The organism is Streptantibioticus silvisoli, assembly GCF_027947535.2.
In the GTDB taxonomy this organism is placed as follows: Bacteria; Actinomycetota; Actinomycetes; order Streptomycetales; family Streptomycetaceae; genus Streptantibioticus_C; species Streptantibioticus_C silvisoli.
On the sequence record NZ_JAAGKO020000016.1, the window covers coordinates 94,786 to 117,322 of the forward strand.

Annotated in this window: 21 protein-coding genes, 2 pseudogenes and 1 riboswitch; of the genes and pseudogenes, 8 read left to right on the forward strand and 15 right to left on the reverse strand. The window is 74.4% G+C overall.

The features are described from left to right. Positions 1 to 3: 3 nt before the first annotated feature. Positions 4 to 780, forward strand: coding sequence for a class I SAM-dependent methyltransferase (locus tag POF43_RS13435; protein WP_271314889.1), 777 nt, complete (start codon positions 4 to 6; stop codon positions 778 to 780). 142 nt (positions 781 to 922) lie between these two features. Here the strand turns inward: POF43_RS13435 and POF43_RS13440 are convergent, their stop codons facing one another. The 5 genes from POF43_RS13440 to POF43_RS13460 all read right to left on the reverse strand — a co-directional run bounded on the left by POF43_RS13440 (position 923) and on the right by POF43_RS13460 (position 5,644). Beyond that, positions 923 to 1,717 carry a VOC family protein gene (locus POF43_RS13440; RefSeq protein WP_271323280.1) on the reverse strand — a complete coding sequence of 265 codons (795 nt, stop codon included), beginning with the start codon at positions 1,715 to 1,717 and terminating at the stop codon, positions 923 to 925. Between the two features lie 506 nt (positions 1,718 to 2,223). After that, on the reverse strand, positions 2,224 to 2,454 hold the full coding sequence (locus POF43_RS13445; RefSeq protein WP_271318615.1) for a hypothetical protein: 231 nt from the start codon (positions 2,452 to 2,454) through the stop codon (positions 2,224 to 2,226). Between the two features lie 44 nt (positions 2,455 to 2,498). Next, entirely contained in the window at positions 2,499 to 3,584 is a 1,086-nt protein-coding gene (locus POF43_RS13450) for an S-(hydroxymethyl)mycothiol dehydrogenase (protein ID WP_271318614.1), read from the reverse strand. Positions 3,585 to 4,040: 456 nt separating this feature from the next. After that, positions 4,041 to 4,610, reverse strand: a complete 570-nt coding sequence (locus POF43_RS13455; RefSeq protein ID WP_271316609.1) for a hypothetical protein — start codon at positions 4,608 to 4,610, stop codon at positions 4,041 to 4,043. Beyond that, entirely contained in the window at positions 4,607 to 5,644 is a 1,038-nt protein-coding gene (locus POF43_RS13460) for a rod shape-determining protein (protein ID WP_271316608.1), read from the reverse strand. The genes POF43_RS13455 and POF43_RS13460 overlap by 4 nt, the downstream gene beginning before the upstream one ends. Positions 5,645 to 5,791: 147 nt before the next feature. On the opposite strand from POF43_RS13460, the gene POF43_RS13465 reads away from it, so the two are divergent. Then, positions 5,792 to 6,886: an alpha/beta hydrolase gene (locus tag POF43_RS13465; protein ID WP_271325201.1), complete on the forward strand. Its 1,095-nt coding sequence runs from the start codon at positions 5,792 to 5,794 to the stop codon at positions 6,884 to 6,886. 250 nt (positions 6,887 to 7,136) lie between these two features. On the opposite strand, the gene POF43_RS13470 is transcribed toward POF43_RS13465, so the two are convergent. From POF43_RS13470 to POF43_RS13485, 4 genes are all read right to left on the reverse strand, one after another. Continuing rightward, positions 7,137 to 7,766 carry a lytic transglycosylase domain-containing protein gene (locus tag POF43_RS13470; protein ID WP_271316606.1) on the reverse strand — a complete coding sequence of 210 codons (630 nt, stop codon included), beginning with the start codon at positions 7,764 to 7,766 and terminating at the stop codon, positions 7,137 to 7,139. 91 nt (positions 7,767 to 7,857) lie between these two features. Further along, on the reverse strand, positions 7,858 to 8,346 hold the full coding sequence (locus tag POF43_RS13475) for a hypothetical protein (protein WP_271316605.1): 489 nt from the start codon (positions 8,344 to 8,346) through the stop codon (positions 7,858 to 7,860). A 458-nt stretch (positions 8,347 to 8,804) separates the two neighbouring features. Beyond that, positions 8,805 to 9,464 carry a double zinc ribbon domain-containing protein gene (locus POF43_RS13480; RefSeq protein WP_271325728.1) on the reverse strand — a complete coding sequence of 220 codons (660 nt, stop codon included), beginning with the start codon at positions 9,462 to 9,464 and terminating at the stop codon, positions 8,805 to 8,807. 189 nt (positions 9,465 to 9,653) lie between these two features. Then, positions 9,654 to 10,229: a TerD family protein gene (locus POF43_RS13485; protein WP_271325727.1), complete on the reverse strand. Its 576-nt coding sequence runs from the start codon at positions 10,227 to 10,229 to the stop codon at positions 9,654 to 9,656. A 136-nt stretch (positions 10,230 to 10,365) separates the two neighbouring features. On the opposite strand from POF43_RS13485, the gene arfB reads away from it, so the two are divergent. After that, a complete protein-coding gene (arfB, locus tag POF43_RS13490; protein ID WP_271325726.1) occupies positions 10,366 to 10,803 on the forward strand; it encodes an alternative ribosome rescue aminoacyl-tRNA hydrolase ArfB in 438 nt (145 codons plus the stop codon). Between the two features lie 389 nt (positions 10,804 to 11,192). Here arfB and POF43_RS13495 read toward each other — a convergent pair whose 3' ends face one another. Further along, entirely contained in the window at positions 11,193 to 11,666 is a 474-nt protein-coding gene (locus POF43_RS13495; protein ID WP_282704567.1) for a flavin reductase family protein, read from the reverse strand. 490 nt (positions 11,667 to 12,156) lie between these two features. Here POF43_RS13495 and POF43_RS13500 point away from each other — a divergent pair. From POF43_RS13500 to POF43_RS13505, 3 genes and pseudogenes are all read left to right on the forward strand, one after another. Beyond that, a pseudogene (locus POF43_RS13500) lies at positions 12,157 to 13,240 on the forward strand (PAS domain S-box protein); the annotation flags it as partial. 95 nt (positions 13,241 to 13,335) lie between these two features. After that, a pseudogene (locus POF43_RS35140) lies at positions 13,336 to 13,785 on the forward strand (GGDEF domain-containing protein); the annotation flags it as partial. 128 nt (positions 13,786 to 13,913) lie between these two features. Then, on the forward strand, positions 13,914 to 14,834 hold the full coding sequence (locus POF43_RS13505) for a CBM35 domain-containing protein (protein WP_271316235.1): 921 nt from the start codon (positions 13,914 to 13,916) through the stop codon (positions 14,832 to 14,834). Between the two features lie 89 nt (positions 14,835 to 14,923). Here the strand turns inward: POF43_RS13505 and POF43_RS13510 are convergent, their stop codons facing one another. The 4 genes from POF43_RS13510 to POF43_RS13525 form a co-directional block, all read right to left on the reverse strand. Beyond that, positions 14,924 to 15,769, reverse strand: a complete 846-nt coding sequence (locus POF43_RS13510; RefSeq protein ID WP_271324393.1) for a class II fructose-bisphosphate aldolase — start codon at positions 15,767 to 15,769, stop codon at positions 14,924 to 14,926. Positions 15,770 to 15,944: 175 nt separating this feature from the next. Further along, the gene (gene nagA, locus POF43_RS13515; RefSeq protein WP_271324394.1) at positions 15,945 to 17,102 is read right to left on the reverse strand and encodes an N-acetylglucosamine-6-phosphate deacetylase; all 1,158 of its coding nucleotides are present in this window, start codon (positions 17,100 to 17,102) and stop codon (positions 15,945 to 15,947) included. After that, complete coding sequence (locus POF43_RS13520; protein WP_271316232.1) at positions 17,102 to 18,067, reverse strand: ROK family protein; 966 nt, start codon at positions 18,065 to 18,067, stop codon at positions 17,102 to 17,104. The genes nagA and POF43_RS13520 overlap by 1 nt, the downstream gene beginning before the upstream one ends. 108 nt (positions 18,068 to 18,175) lie before the next feature. After that, positions 18,176 to 19,180, reverse strand: coding sequence for an SIS domain-containing protein (locus POF43_RS13525; RefSeq protein ID WP_282704566.1), 1,005 nt, complete (start codon positions 19,178 to 19,180; stop codon positions 18,176 to 18,178). A 77-nt stretch (positions 19,181 to 19,257) separates the two neighbouring features. Here POF43_RS13525 and POF43_RS13530 point away from each other — a divergent pair, with 77 nt between their 5' ends. After that, positions 19,258 to 19,515, forward strand: a complete 258-nt coding sequence (locus POF43_RS13530; RefSeq protein ID WP_271325076.1) for a DUF3263 domain-containing protein — start codon at positions 19,258 to 19,260, stop codon at positions 19,513 to 19,515. A gap of 30 nt (positions 19,516 to 19,545) precedes the next feature. Next, positions 19,546 to 20,391: a trehalose-phosphatase gene (gene otsB / locus POF43_RS13535; protein WP_271325077.1), complete on the forward strand. Its 846-nt coding sequence runs from the start codon at positions 19,546 to 19,548 to the stop codon at positions 20,389 to 20,391. Between the two features lie 347 nt (positions 20,392 to 20,738). On the opposite strand, the gene POF43_RS13540 is transcribed toward otsB, so the two are convergent. After that, positions 20,739 to 22,205 carry an alpha,alpha-trehalose-phosphate synthase (UDP-forming) gene (locus POF43_RS13540; RefSeq protein WP_271325078.1) on the reverse strand — a complete coding sequence of 489 codons (1,467 nt, stop codon included), beginning with the start codon at positions 22,203 to 22,205 and terminating at the stop codon, positions 20,739 to 20,741. Positions 22,206 to 22,404: 199 nt separating this feature from the next. Continuing rightward, positions 22,405 to 22,532: riboswitch (SAM riboswitch) on the forward strand. The last annotated feature ends 5 nt before the right edge of the window (positions 22,533 to 22,537 follow it).

Sequence of the window (22,537 nt, forward strand, 5' to 3'; positions counted from 1 at the left end):
GTCATGCTCAACCGATCAGCGCGCGCCGTGTCCTTCGGGACCGCGGCCGAGGAGTACGACCGCTTCCGGATGGGCCCGTCGGAGCAGGTGCTCGACTGGCTGCTGCCCCCGGACTGCGCCGCGGTGCTGGACCTGGGCGCCGGCACCGGCCTGCTGACCCGTCAGCTCGCCGAACGGGTGGACGACGTGCTGGCCGTCGAGCCCGACGCCCGCATGCGCGAGGTGCTCGCCGCCGGCTGCCCCCGGGCCACGGTGCTGGAGGGCACCGCCGAGAACATCCCGCTGCCCGGCGCCCGGGTCGGCGCCGTCACCGTGTCGGCCGCGTGGCACTGGATGGACCCGGTCCGCGCGCTCCCCGAGATCGCCCGGGTGCTCCAGCCCGGCGGCACGCTCGCCATCCTGTGGACCCGCCGGGACCGCCGGGTGCCGTGGGTCGACGCCCTGGACTCCTTCGTACGGGACCTGGTGGGCGCCGGCGACGAGGTCGAGCGGCAGATCCGGCGGATGGGCACCGAGCGGTGGCTCCCGGACGGCGTGCCGTTCACCGAGCCGGAGTCGCGCGTCCTGACCTGGACCGCGCCGCTGACCGTCGACGCACTGGTCGGCATGTTCGCCACCTACAGCGGGTTCATCGCACAGCCGGAGGAACGCAAGCGGGAGCTCGCCGGCCTGATCGACGCGCAGGTCCACCGGACGGCGGACATCGCCGACGGGACGGTCCGGATGCCCATGGCCTGCCACACCTGGCGCCTGCGGCTCACGGAGGCCGCTCCGCGCTGACGCGGGGCCCCTCCGAGCTCACGGAGGCCGCTCCGAGCTGACGAGGGGGCGGGGCGGTGCGACGAGGGGGCGGGGCGGTGCCGCGCCGCCCGGCCGGGGCCGATGGCGTCGGCCGCCGCGCCAGGGGGGACGCCCCGCGTTCTCACGCCTCCGGCTTCAGCACCACGAAGTCCGCTCCGTCGGGGTCGAGGCAGACGGCGAGGCGGCCGACGCCGGGGCCGTTCTCGGGGCCCATCTGGATGCTGCCGCCGTTGGCGGTGACCCTGGCGACGGTCTCGTCGGTGTCGTCCACGGTGAAGACCGGGTGCCAGTAGGCGGTGCCGCCGGTCAGCGAGAGCACCTCGGGCGGCAGCTCCATCAGGCCGCCGTGCATGCGGTTGTCGTCGCCGCCGGCCGGCGTGAGGATCGAGTACGTGCCGGGTTCGTCGCCGGGCATCGGTATGTCGGTGCCGGTCCAGCCGAACAGCTCGCCGTAGAACGCCTTCGCGCCGGCCGCGTCCGTCGTGTACAGCTCGGTCCAGCACAGCGAACCCGGCACGTCGGCGAGCTCGAAGCCCTGGTCCTTGCCGGGCTGCCAGACGGCGAACCGGCCGCCCTGCGGATCGCTGAGCTGCGCCAGCCGGCCCATCTCGGCGGCGTCGGCCGGCGCCGCGCGGACCGTGCCGCCCAGCTGCCGGGCCGCTGCGGCGGTCGCCTCGGCGTCGGGGGTGTTGAAGTAGAGCGTCCAGGCGGAACGCGCGCCGTCCTCGGTGAGCTCGCCGACCCCGCCGACGGTCCGCCCGTCCTTGCTGAACGCGCCGTACCCGTTCGCGGCGCCCTCGTACGGCTCGAACGTCCACTCCATGACCGCGCCGTAGAAGCCGACCGCGTTCTCGACGTCCGGGGCGCCCAGGTCCATCCAGCACGGCGAACCGTGGATGAAGTCAGTGGTGATCATGGCGATGTCCCTTCGCAGATCCCTGGTGCCACCAGCGTCGCACCGACCGCTGACACCCGCCTCCCGGTACGGCTGCGGGGTTGGCTGCGGGGTTGGTTGCGCGGGCGGTTGAGCGGTCGGCTGCGGGTCCGGCCGCCGGGGCCTGGGCCATTCGGGTCTCGTTACGGGGGGAGGGGTGGCAGCGTGCCGAACGCGGTGGGGGCGCTACGGGGCGGGGAGTATGCGGGCCGCCGGTGCCGAGCGCGGGGAGTGCGCGGGGCGATCGGTGCCGAGGCCGCCGGTCGCCGAAGCCACCGCGCGCGTGGCCGGGCCCCGGAGGCGGCCTCGCGACGTTCCTCCGCATGCGGTCGGCCCACCGTCGGCCGAGCCCGCCGCGCCGCCTGGCCTCCGGGGACGGCGTTGCCCGGGACGACCTCGCCTCCCGGGACGGCGTTGCCCCCGGAGACGGCGTTGCCCCCTCGGGGACGACCTCACCCCCGGAGGGCTGCCCACCTCCCGGGAGGCTTTCACTCCTCCGGGAGGTGGTCCCAGATCTCGCCGTCCTGGACCAGGTGGAAGCCGGCCGCGCGGGCGATGTCGCGGGCCTCGGTCCTGCTGCGGATCGGGGCGTCGACATGCGCGTCGGCCGTGGTCTTGCCGTCCGCGGGCGCGCTGCGCCACACCTCGTAGACGACCCTGCCTTCCAGGTCGCGCATGAGGATCATGATCGGGGTGTACGCCTCCGATGAATCTCCCATAAAGGGAAGATATCGCCCATCGCCCCGCTTCGCATCGCTGAGAGCTACAGCATCACCACCGAGCGCAGCACCTCCCCCTTCTGCATCTTGGTGAACGCCTCCTCCACCTGGTCCAGCGCGATGGTCTCCGACACGAAGGCGTCGAGGTCGAGCCGGCCCTGGAGGTAGAGGTCGACGAGTACGGGGAAGTCGCGGGACGGAAGGCAGTCGCCGTACCAGGAGGACTTCAGCGAACCGCCGCGACCGAAGACGTCGAGCAGCGGCAGTTCGAGCTGCATCTGCGGTGTGGGCACGCCGACGAGCACCACGGTGCCGGCCAGGTCGCGGGCGTAGAAGGCCTGCCGGTAGGTCTCGGGGTGGCCGACCGCCTCGATGACGACGTCGGCGCCGAAGCCCCCGGTCAGCTCGCGGATCGCCTCGACCGGGTCCCCGGAACGGGAGTTGACGGTGTGGGTGGCGCCGAGCCGCTGGGCGGTGGCGAGCTTGGCGTCGTCGATGTCGACGGCGATGATCCGGGACGCGCCGGCCAGCCGGGAGCCCATGACCGCCGCGTTGCCCACGCCGCCGCAGCCGATGACCGCCACGGTGTCGCCCCGGGAGACGTTGCCGGTGTTCACCGCGGCGCCGAGGCCGGCCATCACGCCGCAGCCCAGCAGTCCGGCGGCGGCCGGGGAGGCGGCCGGGTCCACCTTGGTGCACTGGCCGGCCGCGACCAGGGTCTTGTCGGCGAAGGCGCCGATGCCCAGGGCGGGCGACAGTTCGGTGCCGTCCTCCAGGGTCATCCGCTGCTTCGCGTTGTGCGTGTCGAAGCAGTACCAGGGGCGGCCGCGCCGGCAGGCCCGGCACTGGCCGCACACCGCGCGCCAGTTGAGGATCACGAAGTCGCCGGGCGCCACCTCGGTGACGCCGTCGCCGACCGACTCGACGATCCCGGCCGCCTCGTGGCCCAGCAGGAAGGGGAAGTCGTCGTTGATGCCGCCCTCGCGGTAGTGCAGGTCGGTGTGGCAGACCCCGCACGCCTGGATCTTGACCACCGCCTCGCCCGGACCCGGGTCCGGGATGACGATGGTCTCGATCCGCACCGGCTCGCCCTTGCCGGCCGCGACCACTCCACGTACGCGCTGCGCCATGGGATTCCCCTTCTTCGCTCAACTCGCCGGGCCCGCCGCGCCGCTCGGCCGAACCCGCCGCGTCGCCCGGTCCCGTTGATCACTCGTCGTCCTGTGATCAGGTTCCCAGGTAACGCCCGGTTCGTCACCGGACGCCCTCAACCTGTGGAAAACCCCGCGCCACCCCTGTGGAAAACTCCGCCCGACCCCGGGAAAACCCCGCCCGGCCCCGGGAGGACGCCGCGCGGCTTCCCGGGGAGGGGCGGCATGGCTCCGGCGCCGACCGCCGCGTCCCGGCGCCGCGGAAACGGGCCGGGGACCGCGCGGACCGGCCGGGCCCCGCGGACGCTGGCCCCGGCCCCGGCCCCGCAGGCACGTTCCGCCGCCGCAGGCACGTTCCGGCACCGCAGGCACCTCCGGCGCCCCAAGCGCCCCCCGGCGCCCCAAGCGCCCCCCGGCGGTCGCCGCCGGCCGGTGTCAGTGTCCGGCCGCCACCTTGACCAGTACGATCAGCGCGCCGATCACCAGGTCCGCCACCCCCGCCAGGATCGCGGCCGGCACCCCGCCGCCCAGCCGCAGACCGCCCAGCACGCCCCAGGCGAACAGACCGGCCAGTTCGACGAACACCGCCGCCGTCAGCGCGTCGCCCAGGTGCAGCAGGCCGAGGCCGGCCAGCACGGTGAAGCTCAGCGGTACCACCGCGCTGAGCAGCAGCGGGAAGCTCGTGTAGAGCATGACGCGCAGGTCCCGGCCGCGGGCCAGGCGTTGGTGTACGACCCGGTGCGCCTGCTGGTCGGCGACGACGGTGGCCAGCCACACTCCGAGCGCGGTACCGCCGATGGTCCACGCCGCGCTCGGGGCGCTCAGGTGGTCGTCCTCGGTCAGGGTGACCACGACGGCGAGCATGGTGATGACGGCGTAGATCCGCTCCCGCAGCCGGATGGCCTCGGTCCGCGCGTCGTGCGGCGGGCGGTCGGCGGCGGCATCGGCGTCGTCGTGCGGAACGTCCGGGCCCGGGGTGCCGCCGTCCGCCGTGCCGCCGCTCATCCGGCGAAGCTGACCGACTCCAGCGCCATCGGCGTCGCGCGGCCCTCCAGCATGGCGCCGAGGCCGCGGACCGAGCAGGAACCGGGGTGTTCGCTGACGGTGACGGGCATGCCGGTGCCCTCGCGCAGCACGGTGTCCAGGCCGGGGAGCCGGGCGCTGCCGCCGGCCAGCATGATGCCGCGGTCGCCCAGGTCGGCGACCAGGTCGGGCGGGCAGCGGCGCAGTACCGCGCGGATGCCGTCGAGCACGTTGTTGAACGTGGGCTCGATGGCCAGCCGCATACCGGCGGCCTCCACCCGGATGGAGCGGGCCGTGGCGCTGGAGGCGTCCATGCCGTGTACCTCGACGGTGGCCGGCCCGCCGCCGCCGGAGGTCTCCAGCATGCCGTGCAGCGACCGGACGGACTGGCCGGGCAGCAGCAACGCGTGCTGGTTGCGCAGGTGCTGGAGCATGGCCCGGTCGATGACCTCACCGCCGACCTGGACGGTGTCCGCCGCCACGATCGCGCCCAGCGACAACACGGCGACGTGGGTGGTGGTCGCGCCGCACACCACGATCATCGTGGCCTCGGGGTACTCCACCGGCAGGCCGCAGCCGACCGCCGCGGCGATCAGGGTGTCGACGAGTTCGACCCGCCGGGCGCCGAGGCCGGTCAGCGTCTCGATGGCGGCGCGCTGCGTCATCGGTTCGCTGCCGCTCGGTACGCACATCGCCGCGCGCAGCATCGGCTTGCGGCGCCAGGCGCGGCTGAGCCGGTCGCCCAGCAGGTGACGCAGCATGCGCTGGGCCATGTCGATGTCGACCACCGCGCCGCCGGAGATCGGCCGGATCACCCGGATGTGCTCGGGGGTGCGGCCGGTCATGCGTTCCGCCGTCTCGCCGACCGCGACGAGCGAACCGGTGTGGCAGTCGACCGCCGCCACGCTGGGTTCGTCGACGACGAGACCGACGTTCTTGAGGTAGACCCGGGTCCTGGAGGCCCCGAGGTCAATGGCGGCGGTGCAGCGGCGCAGCTGTTCGAGGCTGGCGGTCATGGGCGGTCCGTCCCATCCTGGCCTATTGTCGGACGATATGTCATACATATTGACCCTGGGCGGTCCTGACCATCCCTCCGACCCGCCGCGCCCGGCCCCGGCACGACACCCGGGTGGCCGCTCGGCCGCCCGCGCCGGGCTGCGGCCATGACCCCTGCCACGCGCCCCACAGAGCGCCTGCGGCCGTCCCGGCGGCCCGCGGGCCCCACCCGGCGGTCCCGGCTGCGTACGGCGCTCCTGCTGGCGCCGCTGCTCCTCGTGGCGTCCCTCGCCGGTTGCGGGGACCAGGGCGACCCGGTGTCGTTCGCCGGCGCGGGCACGGGCAACGGCACGGCCGTCGGTGCCGGCACGGCCCGCACCGGGGGCTCGGCGGCGGGCGGCGCCCGGCTGGCCGTCATGCCGAGCGGGCCGCAGGCCGACTGGCGGGTGCAGCGCACCGTCGGCGCGGCCGGCGGGACGCGGATCGCGGTGACCCGACTGCACGGGCCGGCGTCCGGCTTCACCGGCAGGGTCTGGGTGTGGGCGCCGCCCGAGTACTTCCTCCGGGCGAACGCGGACAAGGGATTCCCGGTGCTGATCGCGCTGCCCGGCGGGTTCGGGTGGCCGAACAACTACTGGTACGGCGCGGACCTGCGCCTCCAGGAGGACTTCCACGCCTGGACGGCGCAGGGCAGGTCGCTGCCGTTCATCCTGGTCATGCCGGTCATCAACCCCGACCAGCGCTACCACGACTGCAGCGACATCCCCGGCTCGCAGCGGATGGGCACCTGGCTGACCCGGGACGTGCCCGGCCTCGTGCGCCGCACGTTCCGCACCCTGCGCACCCGGGACGGCTGGGGGTTCATGGGGTCGTCGTCCGGCGGCTTCTGCGCCCTCAAGAGCGTGCTGAAACACCCCGAGGCCTTCAAGGCCGCCATCCCGTCCGGCCCGGACATCGCCCCCGACTCCCCGCTGTGGCACGGCGACGCCGCCGCCATGCGCGCCGACGACCCGCGCCATCTCGCCCGGGCCCTCGCTGCCCGGCACGGGCCCGACGTCTACCTCGGCTTCCAGGCCGGCAGCACCGAGACCGCGGACCTGGCCGAGGTCCGCCGCTTCATCGCGCAGTACGGGCACGGCCCGGTGCACACCCGCCTGGAGGTCGTCGCCGGCGGCGGCCACAACGCCCGCAGCTACACGCGCGGCATGGCCGACGGCACCATCGCCTGGATCAGCGCGCACATGCGCGGCCCCAGCACGTGACCGCTCCCGCGCCCCGCCCCACGTCCGGCGGTCGCGGAATCCAGCGGTGATACGTCACGCGAACCGGCGCACGCCATACGTCACGAAAGCGGCGGGGCCTCGTACACGTCACGAAGCGGCGGAGGACCCGCACGCGTCACGAGGCCGGCGAAAGACCCGTATACGTCACGAAAACGACGAAGTGGTCCGTATACGTCACGAAAACAGCGCACCGCGCGCCGGGGAACGCGCCGGAGACGTCACGAGGGCGTCAGCTCGGTGACGGGGACGCGGAGGCCGACTGCTGGGCGGCCACCTGCTGGGCGTAGGTCTTGGTGTAGTCCGGTATCAGGTCCTCGATGCGGGTGACGTAGTTCTCGGTCTCGCTTATCCGCGGGATGCCGCCGGCGTTGATCACCGCGGTCGGTCCCGCGTTGTAGGCGGCCAGGGTCAGCTGCGTCGGGTCGCCGGGGACCGTCTTGACCTGCTTGAACAGCGCGCACATGTAGGCGGCCTGGGAGCGGATGGCGTCCTGCGGGTTCCACACGTCGGCGGTGCCGTCGCCCGAGTAGTCCTTGCCCCACTCCGACCAGGTCGACGGGTAGAACTGCGCGATGCCCTGCGCCTGGCCGGAGTTGGCCTCCGGGTTCCAGTGGCTCTCCGCGTCGATCTGCGCCGCCAGCAGCGGCACGTTGACCTGGGGGCAGGTGCGGGCGGCGGCCTGGACGGTGCTCAGGTACTCGTCGGGGATGGACGGCAGCGGCGGCGGGCGGTTGAGCCAGGCCAGCCACAGGTGCAGACCCACCGCGACGGCGGCGGCCAGCGCGACGACGGCGACCAGACAACCCACGACGCAGCCACGGCGCCGGGATCGGCTTCTGTGCCCGGTCTTGTTCTCCATGTACGTCCTGAGTCGCCAAGGGCGGGGCAGGTGGCCCCGCGGTGGTGTGGGGAAGAGAGGGCGTGCGATGCGGAAGCGCGCGGTCCCCCTGTCAGTTCACACGGGGAAACCGGGCCATCAGGTTCCACACGGCCGGGTTGTCGTCCAGACCGTCGTGCATGTCTACCAGGTCGGCCACGACGTCGTTGAGGAAGTCACGGGCCTCCCGGCGCAGATCGGCGTGCGAGACGGAGACGGCCTCGTCGCGCGCCCAGTCCGCCGTGACGTCCACCCAGCCGAACCGGCGGACGAAGCGCATCCGGTCCGCGGACTGGGTGAAGTCCAGCTCGGCGTGCTGCGGACGCGACGCCCGGCCGCCCATCGGGTCGCGGTCGAGCAGTTCGGCGATGTCGCACAGCGCCCACGCGAAGTCCAGGACCGGAACCCAGCCCCAGGCGGTCACCAACTCCCGTTCGCCCTCGGCCAGATACACATCACCGCAGAACAGATCGTGCCGCAGCGTGCGCACGTCCGCCGTGCGGTAGTCCGTCTGCGGCGGATCGGGAAAGCGGCGGGACAGCGCGTAGCCGAGGTCGATCACCGGGGAATCGTAGGCGACCCCGCCGTCCGCCGTCGCGGCCGGTACGGGACGGCCCCCTCCACCGGTCGCCGGGGCACACCTCCGCCGGGCGGCAGGGCCACGCCTTCGCCGGTCGCCGGCGGCACGTCCCCGGGCAGGAGGATGCTCCGGTGCGGCGGCGGGGGCGGCGAGGCGGCTCGGGGCGGGAAAGCGCGGACCGGGGAGGAGGGCTCCGGCGTGCGGGCGGCCGGGCAGCGGGTCGTCGTGACGTGTACGTCACGCCGTGACGTGGACGCCCGTCGTGGCGTGTACGTCCGCCGCGATGCGGCCATCCGTCGTGACGTGTACGCCCGTCGTGACGTGTACGCCGCCCCGACGCGTACGCCCACCCTGACGTGTACGTCCGCCGCGATGCGTACGCCCGCCGCGCGACGGTGACCCGTGCGGTCCGGCCGCCGGGCGGCCGGACCGGGGGGTGCTCAGCGGCGGTGACCGCAATCCGGGCAGAACGCCGCGGCGTCGGGCAGTGTGCCGCCGCAGCCGGTGCAGTGGTTCTGCCGGGCGAGTTCGTGGCCGCAGCCGCCGCAGAAACGGCTGCCGTGGGTCTCGGCGCGGCACTGGGGGCAGACGAGCGGGGTGGAGGTCTGGACGTCGACCCCGCCGCCCTGCTGCCGGCCGGCCGCGTAACCGCGTTCGGAGACCTCGTCGTTGAGGCCGCGCTGCCGGGAGGCGGCGAGTTCGGCGGCGGTGTCGGGGGCGCAGACCAGGCACAGGCCCTGCTGAGCGTTCCAGCAGCGGGCGCACACGTGCGAGGTGCAGCGCGGGCAGCGGCTGAAGTGGCTCTGCGCGGTGGCGACCGCCCGGCGCAGCGAGGTGTCGCGGGCGTGGCCCCAGCCGGCGCCCGCCAGGCCGTCGGCGGCGGAGCTGACGTCGCCGCCGAGCCGGCCCAGCAGCCCGGAGGCGGCGCTGGCGCCCCGGTTGAGCCAGCCGGCCATCCGGGCGCCGGCGTAGCCCTCGAACGGCGAGCGCCAGGTGTCGTGGCAGCGCTGGCAGGAGAACTCGAACTGGAACCCGGCGCTGATGCCTGACTGCTGGCTCAGGTCCCGGTAGTTGTCGTTGAAGTAGATTTCCGAGCTCAAGGCTCCCCCTCCGGGCGCGCGCCGAACGGCACTCCGTACCGGCCGCACGTCGAGGCGCCGGTATGACGCTCGCATTGACGACAGTTGACGCGCGGCCGGTTCCATCAGCTGGAGTGTGGCACAGCGGGCCGGAACGCCGAAGCCCCGCAGGATCGCGGTGCCGCGGCCCGGACGGTGGGGTACCGCGGCTCAGACGTTGACGCCGAAGTCCTGCGCGATGCCGACCAGGCCGGAGGCGTAGCCCTGGCCGACGGCCCGGAACTTCCACTCGGCGCCGTTGCGGTACAGCTCGCCGAAGACCATGGCGGTCTCGGTGGCGGCGTCCTCGCTCAGGTCGTACCGCGCGACCTCGGTGCCGCCCGACTGGTTGACGATGCGGATGAACGCGTTGCGGACCTGGCCGAAGTTCTGGTTGCGGTTCTCGGCGTCGTAGATGGAGACCGGGAAGACGATCTTGACGACGTCGGCGGGCAGCCCGGCCAGGTTGACCTTGATCTGCTCGTCGTCGCCCTCGCCGGCCCCGGTGACGTTGTCGCCGGTGTGCACGATGGTGCCGTCCGGGGTGGACTTGTTGTTGAAGAAGACGAAGTGCGCGTCGGAGTACACCTGGCCGGAGGTGTTGACGGCGATGGCGCTGGCGTCCAGGTCGAAGTCGGTGCCGGTCGTGGTGCGCACGTCCCAGCCGAGACCGACGGTGACGGCGGCGAGGCCCGGGGCTTCCTTGCTGAGCGACACGTTGCCGCCCTTGGACAGGCTTACTGGCATGTGATTGATCCCCTCTGACCTTCGGTGTCTTGCGGTGTCACGCTCTCCGGTCATGTCGGTGTTCATCACACACAACGCGACCGGCGGGACCCATGGTTCCAAATCACGGTGACAGGGGCGAGGGAAAGGGGGGACCATGATGGGTATGTCCGCCAACCTGGTCGTCCGCGGCTCGGTCTTCCTGCCGGAGTCCGAGCTCATGTGGCGCTTCTCGCGATCGTCCGGTCCCGGCGGCCAGAACGTGAACACCAGCGACACCCAGGTCGAGCTGCGGTTCGACCTGGCCGCCACCGAGGCGCTGCCCGCGGTGTGGAAGGACCGCGCCCTGGAACGGCTGGCCGGCCGCCTGATCGACGGCGCCGTGGTCGTGCGCTCCAGCGAGCACCGCTCCCAGTGGCGCAACCGCGAGGCCGCCGCCGAACGCCTGGTCGCCATCATCGCCGAGGCCACCGCGCCGCCGCCGAAGCCCCGCCGCCCCACGAAGATCCCCCGCGGCATCAACGAACGCCGCTTGCGTGAGAAGCGGGCCCGCTCCGACACCAAGCGCTCCCGCACGCCGAAGAACTGGGACTGACCCGAACCACCCCCCGCTCCGGCCGCACCCCGCGCCGTCAGGCCGCGCCCCCGCTCCGGCCGCCCTCCTGCTCCGGCAGCCCCCGGCTCCGGTCGCGCCCCCGCTCCGGCAGCCCCCAGCGCCGCAAGCCGTACCGCCGAAGCCCCCCCGCACCGCCGAAGCCCACCGCACCGCCGCGCCGCCGCTCCGCCGCACCCCGCACCGCCGAAGCCCACCGCACCCCGTCCCGCCGAAGCCGCCCCCGGCGAATCCGCCCCCGGCGAATCCGCCCCCGGCGAATCCGCCCCCGCACCGCCGAAGCCGCCCCCGCCGAAGCCCCCCGTCCCGGCGAAGCCGCCCCCGCCGAAGCCCCCCGTCCCGGCGAAGCCGCCCCCGGCGAAGCCGCCCCCTCAGCCCAGCGTCTCGTACCTCCCCTTGAAGTGGATCAGCGGGCGGGCGCCGGGGGAGGGGAGGTGGGCGGCGAGGACGTGGCCGATCACCAGCGTGTGGTCGCCGGCCTCGACGCGGCTGGCGGTGCGGCACTCGACGTTGGCGAGCGCGCCGGTGACCAGGGGCGCGCCGCTGCGCGGGCCGCGTTCGTGCGGGAGGTCGGCGAACAGCAGGCGGTCGCTGATCCGGTTGCGCATCGCGAAGCGGTCGGCCGTCTGGCGTTGCCCCTCGGCCAGCACGGACACCGCCCACAGCGGCTGCCCCTCCAGCAGGTCGCCCATCCGTGAGCCGGTGCGGACGCTGATCAGCACCATCGGCGGTGTCAGGGAGACCGACAGGAAGGCGGTGGCGGTCATGCCGACGTCCTCGCCGGCCGCGCCCTCGTCCGGGTCGTGCGCGGCGACCAGCGCCACCCCGCCGGCCAGCCGCGACATCGCCGCCCGGAACTCCTCCTCGGTCGCCGTCGCGCGGTCCGGGCCTGAGGTCTGCTGAACGCCCCCGAGGGCTTCGTCGTATGCCACGCTTCGCAACGCTAACCACGCCGGCTCCTCGGCGCATCGGCCGGTGGACGGGTCCGCGTCCGGCGCGGTGTCCACCCCGGGACCTACGTCCTGCCTACGACCGCCGTCCGCGGTGCGCCGCGCGGCCTACGCCGGACGTCCGGACCGGGCTGCCGTCCGCACAGTCGTATGCCGTACGCTCCCGGAACGTCCCTGCTAATCCGGCCGTTCAGAAGCTTTCGGTACGAAACCACAGGACGTGTCCGACTTGCCGCAATGTGGTGTGACCTCGGTCACAAGGCGCGGGAAAAGCTGACCCTGTGTACCGGCTGGGCTGCTCGCTGTGATTCAGTTGCGGTGGAAGTCGGACGATAGGACTACCACAACGCCAGCGTTGATCCGCCAGGGTTCGCCGGGGGGTGAGATGGACACCGAGTCGGAGCCGTACGTACGCCTCGCCACACTCCGGGCGCTGCATCAGGTGATGGCGGACCTCAACACCGCGCGCAGTCTCGCCGACACGCTCCAGGCGGTCGTGGACGGCATCGTCGACGGCCTGGGGTACCAGCTGGCCGCCGTCAACCTGGTGCGTCCCGACGGTGACCTGATCGTGGCCGCCGTCGCCGGGGACCCGGGCGCCGAGGCGCTGCTGGCCGGCCGGGTCGGCTCGCGCACCACGTGGGAGCGCTGGCTGTCGATGGCGCAGCGCTGGGGCTCGCTGCGGTTCATCCCGTTCGAACAGGGCTGGATGCTGGACGAGGACGACGTGCCGCAGTGGCGCTCGGAGGGTCCGCTGCCGCAGTTCGAGGACGAGTGGCACCCCGACGACCGGCTGCTCGCGCCGATGTACGCGGCGCCCTCCGGCGGCCGGGAGCTGGTCGGCGTCATATCGGTGGACCGGCCGCGCAACGGCCGCCGCCCGGGCGCGTGGGCCCGCGAGGCGCTGTCGATGTACTCCTTCCAGGCCGGCATAGCGATCAGCAACGCGCGGCTGCGCGGCAACATGCAGCGCGCCCTGGTCCGGCTGGAACGCGAGCAGCAGGCGCTGCGGGCCAGTGAGGAATCCTTCCGCCAGGCTTTCGATTACGCACCCAGCGGGATGGCGGTCGCCGAGATGGGCGGCGACGACGCCAAGCTGGTGCGGGCCAACGACGCGCTGTGCCGCCTGCTGGGCCGGCCGGCCTCGGTGCTGTGCCGCTACTCGTTCGCCGACCTGGTGCACCCCGACGACCGGGCCGCGCTGGTGCGCGGCTCGGCGCCCGGCGGCCGGGCCGAACTGCGGCTGGCCCGCCGCGACGGCAGCTACCTGTGGGTCTCGCTGCGCAACTCCGTGGTCGCCGACACCTCCGACGGGCCGAAGTTCCTGCTGACGCACGTCGAGGACATAGAGGACCGCAAGCGCCACGAGCTGGCCCTCGCGCACCGCGCCAGCCACGACCAGCTCACCGGCCTGCCCAACAGCGCCGAACTGCGCTCCCGGCTCGGCTCGCGGCTGTGCTCGCAGCCGCTCGGCGCGGACCCGGGACCGGAGGCGGTCCTGGTGCGGCCGGACGGCACGCTGGGCGACACCGACGAGTTCGGCTACGACTTCCCGGCGCCCGCCCCGGCCTACGACCCGCACGTGCACGCCGTCGAACCCGAGTCGCAGGCCGGCGCCGGCAAGGGGTTCGCGGTGCTCTTCTGCGACCTGGACGGCTTCAAGTCGATCAACGACCGCTTCGGCCACCACACCGGCGACGCGGTGCTGATCGAGGTCGCCCGCCGGCTGACCAGCGTGGTCCGCGACGGCGACACGGTGGCCCGGCTCGGCGGCGACGAGTTCGTGGTCCTCGCCGACGGCCTCGACCGCGACGGCGCCCAGGAGCTCGCGGTCCGGCTGCGCAACGCGATCATCCCGCCGATCCGGGTCGAGGGCCGCGCGGTGCGGGTCGGCGCCAGTTTCGGCATCGGCTGGGCGGGCTGCGGCATGACGGTCGAGGAGATCCTGCACTCGGCGGACCAGCGGATGTACGACGAGAAGCGCCGCAGCAAACAGCACCGCAGGGCGGGCTGAAACCAGTACCGGGACGGCCCGGCCCCGAACGGGTCATACGCACGGGTTCACCGGATCGGGGTAGGCTCGCCCGGGTCCAGTCATGTCCGGTCACCGTGTGGCCGGACCCAGTGGGGAGTGAACAGCGGATGACCGCCGGTAATAACGGCACGCCCGAGAACGGGGAGGACGATCCCTTCGGGTACCTGTACCGAGGAGAGGGCGACCAGCCCGCTCCGGCGGAACGTCCCGGCGTCCCGCGTACCTCGTACCACCAGGTCAGCCGGGTCGGCGAACGCCGCAGCGCGCCCCCGCAGAGCGGCTACGGCTACCCCCAGCAGGGGCAGCAGCAACAGCCCTACGGCCAGCAGCAGCCGTACGGTCAGCAGCCGCCCGGCCAGCGCGCGCCGCAGCAGCAGCCGCAGGGCGCGCCGGAGCCGCCGCGCGGCGGCCGGGCCGCCGGACGCGCGGCCGGCGGGTCGCCCAACCGCCGCGGTCTGATGATCGGCGCCATCGCGGTCGTCGTGGTCGTCGCGGCCGGCATCGGCATCGCGGTCGCCACCGGGGACCACCAGAACAAGCAGCCGACCGCCGGCCAGTCCGACCAGCCGACGGACACCGCCTCGGCGGCGCCCAGCGCCTCGGCCGCCGACCCGAACGCCAGCCTCCCCAAGCAGTTCGGCGCCTCGCTCACCCTCGGCGGCAAGGCCGCGGTCGCCAGCACCGACCAGGGCGCGCAGGGCCCCAACGGCTCCTACGTCACGATGCCCAACGTCGGCGACTCGGCCACCTGGAACGTCAACGTGCCGACCGCCGGGACCTACCGGCTCTACGTCGGCTACGGCAACGCCGGCCAGCCCGCCTCCGCCACCTTGACGGTCAACGGCACCGCGCAGTCCCGGCCGATAAACCTGGACAACTTCACCCACCAGAGCGACCCCACCCACGCGTGGACGCAGACCTGGTCGGTGGTCAACGTCAAGCAGGGCGCCAACACCATCGAGGTCTCCTGCGCGCAGGGCAACCAGTGCGCGTTCGACCTCGACCGCCTCTGGCTCAAGACCAACTGACGCGGTCGCCCGGCACGCCCCTTGCGGGGCGGGCCGTGATCACGGCGGACCGTGATCACGCCGGGACCCCGGTCAGTGGGTGACGTCGATCACGGCGAGACGTCGATCACGGCGAGGAAGTGCGCGACCGTCTGCGTCATCGCGGTGCGGGCCGGCGCGAGGTACGCGCGCGGGTCGACGCCCTCGGGGTGCGCGGCCAGCCGGTCGCGCACCGCGCCGGTGAACGCGGTGTTCAAGGCGGTGCCCACGTTGATCTTCACCATGCCGGCGTCCACCGCCCGGCGGATCTCCCCGTCCGGTACGCCCGAGGAACCGTGCAGCACCAGCGGCACCGGCACCGCCTCCCGCAGCCTGGCGATGAGCCGGTGGTCCAGGGCCGCGGTGCGCCGGGTCATCGCGTGCGTGCTGCCCACCGCGACCGCCAGCGCGTCGATCCCGGTGGCCGCGGTGTAGGCGGCCGCCTCCGCCGGATCGGTACGCACCCCCGGCGTGTGCGCGTCGCCCGCCTTGCCGCCGACCGCGCCCAACTCGGCCTCCACCCACAGCCCTTCGTCATGGCCGAAGCGGACCGCCTCGGCGGTGGCCTTCACGTTGTCCTCGTACTCCAGCTTCGAGGCGTCGAACATGACGGAGGAGGCGCCCAGTTCGGGTGCCGAGTGCAGCAGCTCGACGCTGACGACGTGGTCCAGATGCAGCGACAGCGGCGCGGAGGACTCCTGCGCGATCCGTGCGACGGCCGCCGCCAGCGGGCCGGGCCGGCCCGCGCGGAAGCGGACCGCGTTCTCGCTCAACTGGAGCACCGCGGGCCGCCCGGCGGCCTCCGCGCCGGCCGCGATCGCCTCGGCGTGCTCCAGGGTGATGACGTTGAACGCGGCGAGGCCCACCCCGCGCCGCTGCGCGTCGGTGATCAGGCGGCCGGTGCTGACGAGCGGCATGCGTACCCCAACTGGTCGGTCCGGTAAGGACGTCGTCCCCGACCGTCCGGGCCGCCCGGCGTGACCGCACCGCGGCCCGCCCGCCGCCGCGCCGGCCACCGCGGTCCGGCCCACGACAACGCCGCGGCCCGGACCGCCGCGTTCTTCGCGGTCCGGGCCGGGGCTTCATCCTGGACTAACCCAGCGGCGGGCGCACGATCCATTCACCCTTCCGCATGACGCCGGTCACGGTGAACGCCTCGTCGAGAACGACCAGGTCCGCGTCCTTGCCGGGCTCCAGGGAGCCGACGCGGTCGTCGACGCCGAGCAGCCGGGCCGGGTTGGCGGAGATGGCCCGGACCACGTCGGTGACCGGCAGGCGGTCGACGGTGACCGCGCGCCGGAAGGCGACGTCGAGGGTGAGCGTCGAGCCGGCGATCGAACCGCCCTCCACCAGCCGGGCCACGCCGTCCAGGACGTCGACCTCCATCGGGCCGAGCGGATAGCGCCCGTCGCTCATCCCGGCCGCGCCCATGGCGTCGGTGATGAACGCCACCCGGCCGGCGCCCGCCGACCGGTACGCCAGTTGCAGCACCGAGGGGTCCAGATGGGTGCCGTCGTTGATCAGCTCGACGGTGACCCGCTCGTCCTCCAGCAGCGCCACCACCGGGCCGGGTGCGCGGTGGCCGATGGCCGGCATGGCGTTGAACAGGTGCGTCGCGACCGTCGCGCCGGCGTCCAGCGCCTCCCGGGTGGCGCGGTAGTCGCCGTCGGTGTGCCCGACCGCGGCCAGCACGCCGCACTCCACCAGCAGGCGCACCGAGTCCAGGCCGCCCGGCAGTTCCGGCGCCAGCGTCATCATCCGCGCGCTGCCGCGGGCCGCCTCCAGCAGTTTGCGCACGTCGGAGGGGTCGGGGTCGCGCAGCAGCGACGGCTGGTGGGCGCCGCAGCGGTGCGGGGAGATGAACGGGCCCTCGAAGTGCAGGCCGGCCAGGTCGCCCTGCTCGACGAGTTCCGACAGCACCGCCGCCTGCCGGGCCAGGTCCTCCAGGTCACCGGTGACGGTGGACGCGGCCATCGTGGTGGTGCCGTGCGCGCGGTGGGTGCCGATCACCGTCAGCGCCTCCTCGGCGCTGCCCGCCGAGAACGACGCGCCGCCGCCGCCGTGCACGTGCATGTCGACGAAGCCCGGCACGATCCAGTGCCCGGACAGGTCGGCGGTCACCGCCTCCCCGTCGCGCGCCGCGGCGATCCGGCCGCCGTCCACCGCGAGGGCGGCGTCGAAGATCCCGGACGGCGAAACGACGCGCGCCCCGCCCAACACCTCGCGCCGAGTGCTGCTGTGAGCGGCCATCAGCCGGACACCTCCACGTCATCGTCCACGGTCAGGTCGTCGTGCACTGCGTCCAGCCGGTCCCACGCCAGCAGGCCCGCGCCCAGGCAGCCCGCCGCGTCGCCCAGCGCCGCCGGGACGATCTCCGGCTCGCGCTGGAAGGTCAGCCGGGCGGCGACCGCTTCGCGCAGCGGCGTCAGCAGCGTCTCGCCGGCCTCCGCCAGCCCGCCGCCGACGATCACCGTGCCCGGGTCCAGCAAGGTCAGCCCGGTCACCAGGCCGTCGGCGAGCGCGTCGACCGCCGCGGTCCACACCGCGACCGCCGCCGGGTCGCCGCGTTCGACGGCCTGCGCGCAGTCGGCCGCGGTCGCCGCCGGATCGCCGCAGGCCGCCGCCCACAGCCGGGTCACCGCGGCGGCCGACGCCAGCGTCTCCAGGCAGCCGCGCTGCCCGCACGGGCACGGCAGGCCGTCCGGGCGCACCACGATGTGGCCGATCTCGCCGGCCCCGCCGTTCGCGCCGGCCTCGATCCGGCCGCCCAGTCCGATCGCGGCGGCGATGCCGGTGCCCAGGGCCACGAACAGGAACCGGTCCCGGCCGCGCCCGGCGCCCAGCCGCCCCTCCGCCAGGCCGCCGCAGCGCAGGTCGTGGCCGAGCGCCACCGGGGCGCCCGACAGGCGTTCGGCCAGCGCGGCGCGCAGCGGCACGTCACGCCAGCCGAGGTTGGCGGAGTACACCGCGACCCCGGCCGCGTCGTCCACCACGCCGGGTACCGCGACGCCGGCCGCGGCGGCCGGTTCGCCGAACTCCCGTATGCCGTACGCCCGCAGCTCCGCCGCGAAGTCCAGTACCGACGCCACGACGGACTGCGGGCCCCGGTCCCGCCCGGTCGGCCGCCGCGCCTGGTGCAGCGGCACCCCGTGGCGGTCCATCAGGGCGGCTTTCATCCCGGTGCCGCCGACATCCAGCGCGATGACGTGTCTCACGCGGTCCAGTCTGGGGCCACCTACCGTGAAAGGTCTAGTCCACAGGTGAGCTTCCGCAGGGCTTTCACCCGTCGGCCGCCCCGGCAACACCCCCCGCGGGGCCGCCGGTCAGCCCAGGACGACGCTGCGGGTGAGGTTGCGCGGGGTGTCGGGGTCGAAGCCGGCCGCCTCCGCGCGGGCCACCGCGACCCGCTGGGCGCGCACCAGTTCGGCCAGCGGGTCCAGCTGCGAGTCCAGGAACGTGCCGCCGACCCGGGCGACGTCCTCGGCCAGTCCGGCCGGCGCGGGCCCGAACATCCAGGCCACCCGACCCGGCGCGGTGATCGCGATCGGCCCGTGCCGGTACTCCATCGCGGGATAGGACTCGGTCCACGAGCAGGCCGCCTCACGCATCTTCAGCGCCGCCTCCTGCGCCAGCCCGTACGCCCACCCGCCGCCCAGGAACGTCAACTGGTCGGCGTCGAGTGCCGCGCGCGGCAGCGGCCGGGCCAGCGCCGCCGCGCAGTCGCGCACCGCGTCCGCCACGCTGCCCACCCCCGGCAGCGGCCCCCGCGCGGCCAGCGCCGCCCGCAGCAGCACCAGCGCGGTGGTGGCGAACCGGGTCTGCACCACCGACTCCTCGTCGGCGAAGTCCAGCACCACGACCTCGTCGGCCGCCGTCATCACCGGTGTCGACGGGTCGGCGGTCAGCGCGGTCGTCGGCACCGAGCCGCGCAGCGCGCCCAGCAGCTCCAGCACCTCGGTGGTCGTACCGGACCGGGTGAGCGCGATCACCCGGTCGTACGAACGCCCGCGCGGGAACTGCGACGCCGCGTGCGCGTCCGTCTCGCCGAGCCCGGCCCCCTCCCGCAGCGCCGCGTACGCCTGGGCCATGAACCACGACGTGCCGCAGCCGGTGACCGCGACCCGCTCGCCGGGCGCCGGCAGCCCGGCCAGCCCCGGTGCCAGCCGCTCCGCGCGCAGCCACAGCGCCGGCTGCGAGGCGATCTCGGCGGCGGTGCGCGAAGGGGAGGCCGGGGCGGTGGCGGACGCGGGGGACGCGGGTGAGGAGGCCGAGGAGGCCGAGGGGGAGGACGGAGTGGGGGACGAGGGGGAGGCGGGGGCGGCACTCATGCGGAACGGCTCCTTCGAACGGGGACGGGACACCCATGCCATGTTCTCCGTCAGTGGTGCGGAGTAACGTCTCGGGCGTGGACGGCCCAGACGAGCAGACGGACGGACCGGCCGGGCTCACGGCACGCGACCGCGCCGTACTCGACCTGGAGGGGCGGCAGTGGCCGTCGCCCGGCGTGAAGGAACGCGCGATACGCGAACGGCTCGGCATGTCACCGGTGCTGTACTACCAGCAGCTCAACGCACTGCTGGACGACGCGCGGGCCCTGGCGCACGCCCCGAACACCGTCAACCGGCTGCGCCGCGCGCGGGACGCCCGCCGCGGACGCCCATAGCCCGGCCCCCGCCTGGGTAGGGTCGGCCGCATGGGCCGCCTTCCGCACGCCACGCTTCCCGAACCGTCCACCGCCGCCGGCCGCGCCGGGCTCGCCGCGCTGCTGGCCGCGCCCGAGCGGGCCGTCGTCGTCCTGGACTTCGACGGCACCCTCGCCCCCATCGTCCCCGACCCCGAGCAGGCCCGCGCCCACCCCGACGCCGTGCCCGCGCTCGCCCAGCTGGCGCCGAAGCTGGGCTCCGTCGTGGTGCTCACCGGACGCCCGGCGGCCACCGCGGTCGCCTACGGCGGCTTCGCCGGGGTGCCGGGCCTGGAGCACCTGGTCGTACTGGGCCACTACGGCGCCGAACGCTGGGACGCCGCCACCGGGCGGACCGACGGCCCCGGCGACGACCCCGCGGTGGCCGCCGCCCGCGCCGAACTCCCGGCGCTGCTGGCCGACGCGCCGCAGGGCACCTGGGTGGAGGACAAGGGCGGCCGCGCGGTCGCCGTCCACACCCGCCGCGCCGCCGACCCCCGCGCCGCCTTCGAGGCGCTGCGCGAACCGCTGCGCGAGCTGGCCGACCGGCACGGCCTGAAGCTGGAACCCGGCAGCATGGTCCTGGAACTGCGCCCGCCCGGCGTGGACAAGGGCGTCGCGCTCACCTCCTACGTGCGGCACGCCGGTGCGTCCGCGGTGCTCTACGGCGGCGACGACCTGGGCGACCTGGCGGCCTTCGACGCGGTCGACCGGCTGCGCGCCGACGGCACCGGCGGGGTCCTGGTCGCCAGCGCCGCCACCGACGTCCCCGACCTCTCCGCCCGCGCCGACCTGGTCCTGCCCGGCCCGGCCGCGGTCGTGGAACTGCTGGCGGCGCTGGCGGACGCGCTGGAGTAGCCGCCGCGGGACCCGGCGGCAGCCGGGACCGGGGTTCCGTCGGGCCGGGCGGGAGCGGGTTCCGTCAGCCGGTGCGGACCTCCGCCGGCGGCCCGGTACCGGCGCCTGTCGAAGGGCCCGCGTCGACCGCCCGGGACCGGGTTTGCCGTGGCAGACCCCCGATCAGCTGCGGCCCGGGGCCGGGTTCCGTAAGCCGTGGCGGACCTCCGTCGACCCGCCCGGGACCGGGTTCCGTCAGCCGGTGCGGACCTCCGCCGGCGGCCCGGTACCGGCGCCCGTCGAAGACCCCGGCAACCCTCGAAGACCTCCGTCGACCGCCCGGCACCGGCAACCGTCGAAGACCCCCGTCAGCCGCCCAGCGCCCGCAGCTGGTCGGTGAACCAGGTGGCCGGCGGCAGGGCGGTCGCCGCGGCGGCCAGCCGTCCGGTGCGTTCCGCGCGTTCGTCGTCCGGCATGGACAGCGCCCGGTGCAGCGCGTCCGCGGTCGCCTCGATGTCGTAGGGGTTGACGACGATCGAGTCGCCGCCGAGTTCCTCGAAGGCGCCGGCCTCCCGGGACAGCACCAGCGCGCAGCCCCGGTCGGACAGCACCGGGACCTCCTTGGCGACCAGGTTCATGCCGTCGCGGATCGGGTTGACCAGCGCCACGTCCGCGATCCGGTAGGCGGCCAGCGACCGGGCGAAGTCGTCCTCGACGTGCAGCAGCACCGGCAGCCAGTCCGGCGTGCCGAACCGCTCGTTGATGCCCTCGGCGACCTCGCGCACGGTGTCGGTGTACTCGCGGTAGACGGCCAGGTCGTAGCGCGAGGGATAGGCGAACGCCACGTGCGTGACGCGGCCGACCCACTCCGGGTGGGTCTCCAGCAGGCGTTCGTAGGACCACAGGCCGCGCACGATGTTCTTCGACAGCTCGGTGCGGTCCACCCGCACGATGACCTTGCGGTCCGGGCCGATGCGTTCGCGCAGCGCCGCCATCCGGTCCGCGACGTCCGCGCGGTGGCCGCGCTCGCGCAGGAAGTCCCCGTCGGCGCCGAGCCCGTGCACCCCGATCCGGGTCGTGCGGCCCTGATGGGTGACGGTCGGCTCGCCGTCGCGCTCGCCGGTCTCCGCGCCCAGCAGCTGCGCCGCGCACTCGGTGAACGCCCGCGCCCACCGCCGGGTCAGGAACGCCGCCCGGTCGGCGCCCAGCACGCCCAGCAGCACCTGCTCGGCCACGTCGTCGGGCAGCAGGCGGAAGTAGTCCGGCGGCGCCCACGGGGTGTGCGAGAAGTGCCCGATGCGCAGGTCCGGGCGGCGCTCGCGCAGCATCCGCGGGGTCAGCGACAGGTGGTAGTCCTGGACGAGGACGGCCGCGCCCTGCCCGGCCTCCTCGGCGAGCGCGTCGGCGAAGGCGCCGTTGTACTCGCGGTAGGCCGACCACTGGGTGCGGAAGTCCTGGTCGAACGAGGGTTCCAGCGGGGTCTGGTAGAGCAGGTGGTGGATGAACCACAGCACCGAGTTGGCGACGCCGTTGTAGGCGCCGGCGTACACCTGCGGGTCGATCCCCAGCATGTGGACGCGCTGCCCGCCGGAGTCCGCCGGGTCCAGCCGCCCGCCGTCGGTGGCCGCGACGGCCGCGCGGTCGCCGTCCGACAGGGCCGCGCACACCCAGACCGCGCCGGCGTCCGGGCCGATCGCGCTCAGTCCGGAGACCAGGCCGCCGCCGCCGCGCCGGGCGGTCAGGGTGCCGTCGTCGGCGCGCGTGTAGGACACCGGGCCGCGGTTCGAGGCGACCAGGACCTGCGCGGCGGACCGGGAAGCGGGGGCAGCGATCATGCGGGCAGCCTTGCCGCACCCCGGCGGCCCCAAACCTGACGGCCGCCCGGCACCGCCCGCCGAGCGCCCGCCGTCCCCCGGTCGGCCGTGCCCGGACCGGGGCAGGCGTCTCGCAGGGCGGACAGCCGTCTCAGGACTCCGGCGGGTCGGTTACAGTCGAGGGCGACACAAACGCCCGGGCCGGTGCCCGGTGCCATACCGCTCATCCAGAGGGGCAGAGGGAACGGCCCGTTGAAGCCCCGGCAACCCTCCCGCCGACCGCGAGGTCATGGTGGGGAAGGTGCCAATTCCGTCTCGCGGTGAGATACGCCGTGAGGAAGATGAGGAAGAGG